The organism is Saccharothrix tamanrassetensis (assembly GCF_014203665.1).
GTDB lineage: Bacteria > Actinomycetota > Actinomycetes > Mycobacteriales > Pseudonocardiaceae > Actinosynnema > Actinosynnema tamanrassetense.
This window is the reverse complement of sequence record NZ_JACHJN010000024.1, coordinates 1-3,877: the sequence shown is the minus strand read 5'-3', so window position 1 is coordinate 3,877 and position 3,877 is coordinate 1. Positions and strand designations below refer to the sequence as shown.

Below are 3,877 nucleotides of genomic sequence, written 5' to 3'. Positions count from 1 at the left end.
AATACAACAACGCCATCACCAACACCACCACACCCACCACCACCTACCTCGAAATCGGACCCGGCAACACCCTCACCACCCTCACCAAACGCATCGTCGGCAACGCGGCCATCGCCTCGCTGCCCCACCGCGAGGACACGCGCAGCGCGTCCGAGACGATGCGACGGGCCCTGGGTGCGCTGTGGACGACCGGTGCCCGTCCGGACTGGGGGCGGAGTACCGGCGGAGGACGCCGGATCGCGCTCCCCGGCTACGCGTTCCAGCTGAAGTCGTTCTGGCTCGACAAGCGCACGCCGACCGTCGAGGACGACAGGCGGGGCGAGCGCCGGGAGGAGATGGCGGAGTGGTTCGCGGTGCCGTCCTGGCAGCACAACCCGTTGCCGACGAACCCCGGCCCGGACGCCGGGAAGCACTGGCTGGTGTTCGCCGACGGCGGTGGCCTCGGCGACGCGCTGGCCCGGCGGCTGCGCGCGGCCGGCGCGACGGTGACGACGGTGGTCGCGGGCGACGAGTGGCGGATGGACCCCGGCGGCCGGTGCGCCGTCGACCCCGGACGGGCCGCCGACTACGACCGGTTGCTGACCGCGTTGCGCGATGAGGCGGGCGACGCGCCCACCCACGTCGTGCACGCCTGGTGCGCCGACGACCCCGGTGACGGCCCGGACGCCGAGCTGGTCGCCGACCGGCGGGGCTTCGGCTCGCTGATGCTGTTCGCACAGGCGTGGAGCCGTGCGGGCGGCGGCACGCGACGGCTGTGGCTGCTGACCACCGGTCTGCACGCGGTGACCGGCGCCGAACGCATGCACCCGTCGACCGCGACGGTGCTCGGACCGGCCCGGGTGCTGCCCCGGGAGATGCCGGGCCTGGCGTGCCGCGTGGTCGACGTCGAACCCGACTGCCCCGCGCACGCCGACCGCGTGTTCGCCGAACTCGGCGCGGAGCCCGACAGCGGCACGCAGGAGGTCGCGCTGCGCGGCGCCCGGCGCTGGGCGCTGCACCACGTCCCGCACCCGATGGCCCCGCACGACGGGCCGCCGCCGATCCGTCCCGACGGGGTCTACCTGGTCACCGGCGGCACCGGCGGGCTCGGTCTCGCGTTGACCGCGCACCTGGTCGGCGCCGGGGCGAAGGTCGTGGTCACCGCCCGCACCCCGCTGCCCCCGGAACCCGAGTGGGCCGGTTCGTCCCACGCGGCGGCCCGGGAGCTGGCCCGGCTGCGGGCGGGCGGCGCGGAGATCCTGGTCACGACCGCCGACGCCGCCGACCCGGTGGCGATGCGGGCCGCCGTCGACGCCGCCGTGCGGCGGTGGGGTCGGCTGCACGGCGCGTTCCACGTCGCCGGGGTCGCCGGCGGCGGGGTGGTCGCGTTGAAGGACCTCGCCGACGCGGCAGCGGTGCTGCGGCCCAAGGTGCGCGGCACGCTCGTGCTGGAACAGGCGCTGGCCGACCAGGAGCTGGACTTCCTGGTGCTGTTCGGGTCCAACGGGGCCAACGTCGCCAACGCGGGCCAGGCCGACTACTGCGCGGCCAACTGCTTCCTGGACGCGTTCGCCCAGGACCGGGGCAGGCGCGGCCGGGTGGTGACCGTCGACTGGGGTTCGTGGAAGGGCGTCGGCATGGCGGTGACCACGGCGCTGCCGTCGGGCGTGGAGCGGGCCAGGCGGCGGGACGTGGAGAACCGGGGCATGTCGGTGGCCGAAGGGCTGCGCGCGCTGGACACCGTCCTCGCCGGCACGGCCGAGCCGCAGGTGATCGTCAGCCCCGTCCCGCTGCCCGACCTGCTCGCCGCGGCCGCCGCGCCGCAGACCCGCGCGGAGGAACGGCGGACGGCGGTCCGTCCGCGCGCCGCCGAACCCGCCCAGGCCGAGCAGGTGGTGTGCGGGGTGTGGCAGGACCTCCTCGGCGTCGAGCGGGTCGGCCCGCAGGACAGCTTCTTCGACCTCGGCGGCAACTCGCTCGTCGCGATCCAGCTCGTCGGCGCGGTCAACGAGGCGCTGGGCAGCAGGCTCTCCCTCGGCGACCTGTACGAGGGGCTGACACCCGCGCACCTGGCCCGGCTCGCCGCACCGCCCGCCGAGGACGAGGACGCGGTGCCGGACGGCCGCCGTCGGGCCGAATCGATGCGCAAGCGGCGCGCGCACCAACAGCGCCGCCGGACCGCACGGGGGCAGGCATGACCACCGCCGAACCGACCCGCGACGACGACCTGGCGCCCGCCCGGATCGCCGTCATCGGCCTGGCCGGGCGCTTCCCCGGCGCCGCCGACCTGGACCGGTACTGGACGAACCTGCGCGACGGCGTCGAGTCGATCGTGCCGATCGGCGACGACGAGCTGCGCGCGGCCGGTGTCGGCGCCGAGCAGCTCGCCGACCCGTACTACGTCCGGATGGCGCCGAAGTTCGCCGGGATCGCCGAGTTCGACGCGGAGTTCTTCGGCTGCTCGCCGCGCGAGGCCGCCGCGATGGACCCGCAGCACCGGATCTTCCTGGAGCTGGCGTGGGCCGCGCTGGAGGACGCCGGGTACGGCGAGCCGGGGCGCATCGACGGGACCGTCGGGGTGTTCGGCGGGGCGAGCACCACCGCGTACCTGGACAACATCACGGCCAACCTGGACCGGGGCGCGGCGATCCGCGGCGAGAACGTCGGCCTCGGGTTCGAGCTGGCGTTCCTGGCCAGCCGGGTGTCCTACAAGCTCGACCTCCGCGGCCCGAGCCTGCCCGTGCAGACAGCCTGCTCGACCGCGCTGGTCGCCGTGCACACGGCGGCCCAGAGCCTGCTCAACTACGAGTGCGACGTGGCGGTCTGCGGCGCGGTGGCCTACAAGGTCCCCGACGGCGTCGGCTACCGCTACCAGGAGGGCTCGTTCCTGTCGCCCGACGGGCACGTGCGGCCGTTCGACGCCGAGGCGCGGGGCACCGTGTTCGGCAACGGCGCGGGCACGGTCGTCCTCAAGCGGCTGGAGGACGCGCTGGCCGACGGCGACACCGTGCACGCGGTGATCCTCGGCTCGGCGGTGAACAACGACGGCGCGGGCAAGGCCAGCTTCACCGCGCCCACCGTGTCCGGCCAGGCCGCCGTCGTCGCCGAGGCGCTGACCGCCGCCGAGGTCGACCCCGAGGACATCGACTACGTGGAGGCCCACGGCACCGGCACGATCGTCGGCGACGCCATCGAGGCCCAGGCGCTCAACCGGGCCTTCGAGGGGCGCGGTTCGTGCGCGTTGGGTTCGGTCAAGGGGAACGTCGGGCACCTGGACGCGGCTGCGGGCATGGCCGGGCTGATCAAGACGATCCTGGCCCTGCGGCACGAGACCTTGCCTGCGACGCTGAACCACACCGCCCCGAACCCGGAGATCGACTTCGCCGGCGGGCCGTTCCGCGTCGTGGCCGAGCGGACGCCGTGGCCTCGCGACCCGCAGCGGCCGCGTCGGGCCGGTGTCAGCGCATTCGGGTTCGGCGGCACCAACGCACACGTGATCGTCGAAGAGGCTCCTGCGGCCGAGGAACGCTCCACTTCGGACACTTCGGCTCCTGCGGTGCTGACCGTCTCGGCTCGCACGGCGGAGGCGTTGGACGCGGCCACCGACCGGTTGGCCGAGCACCTGGACCAGCAGCGGCCCGACTTGGCGGACACCGCCCACACCTTGGCTTTGGGTCGGTGTGCGTTCGGCCACCGACGGGCCGTCGTGGTCACCGAGCCCACGACCGCCGCCGACAGCCTGCGCACGCGTGACCCGGCGACCACGGTGACCGGCACGTCCGACTCCCCTGATGTCGTGTTCCTGTTCACCGGTCAGGGTTCGCAGCACGTCGGCATGGGTCACGACCTGTACCAGACCGAACCCGTCTACCGGGACACCGTCGACCACTGCGCCGAA

2 protein-coding genes are annotated in these 3,877 nt (G+C 74.5%); both read left to right on the top strand.

The features are described from left to right. Window positions 1-2,177, top strand: a 2,177-nt coding sequence (locus tag FHS29_RS36115) for a beta-ketoacyl reductase (RefSeq protein WP_184699227.1), incomplete at its 5' end; no start/stop codon positions are given. Further along, a partial coding sequence (locus FHS29_RS36110) for a type I polyketide synthase (RefSeq protein WP_184699225.1) occupies window positions 2,174-3,877 on the top strand: 1,704 nt, incomplete at its 3' end. The genes FHS29_RS36115 and FHS29_RS36110, both read left to right, overlap by 4 nt.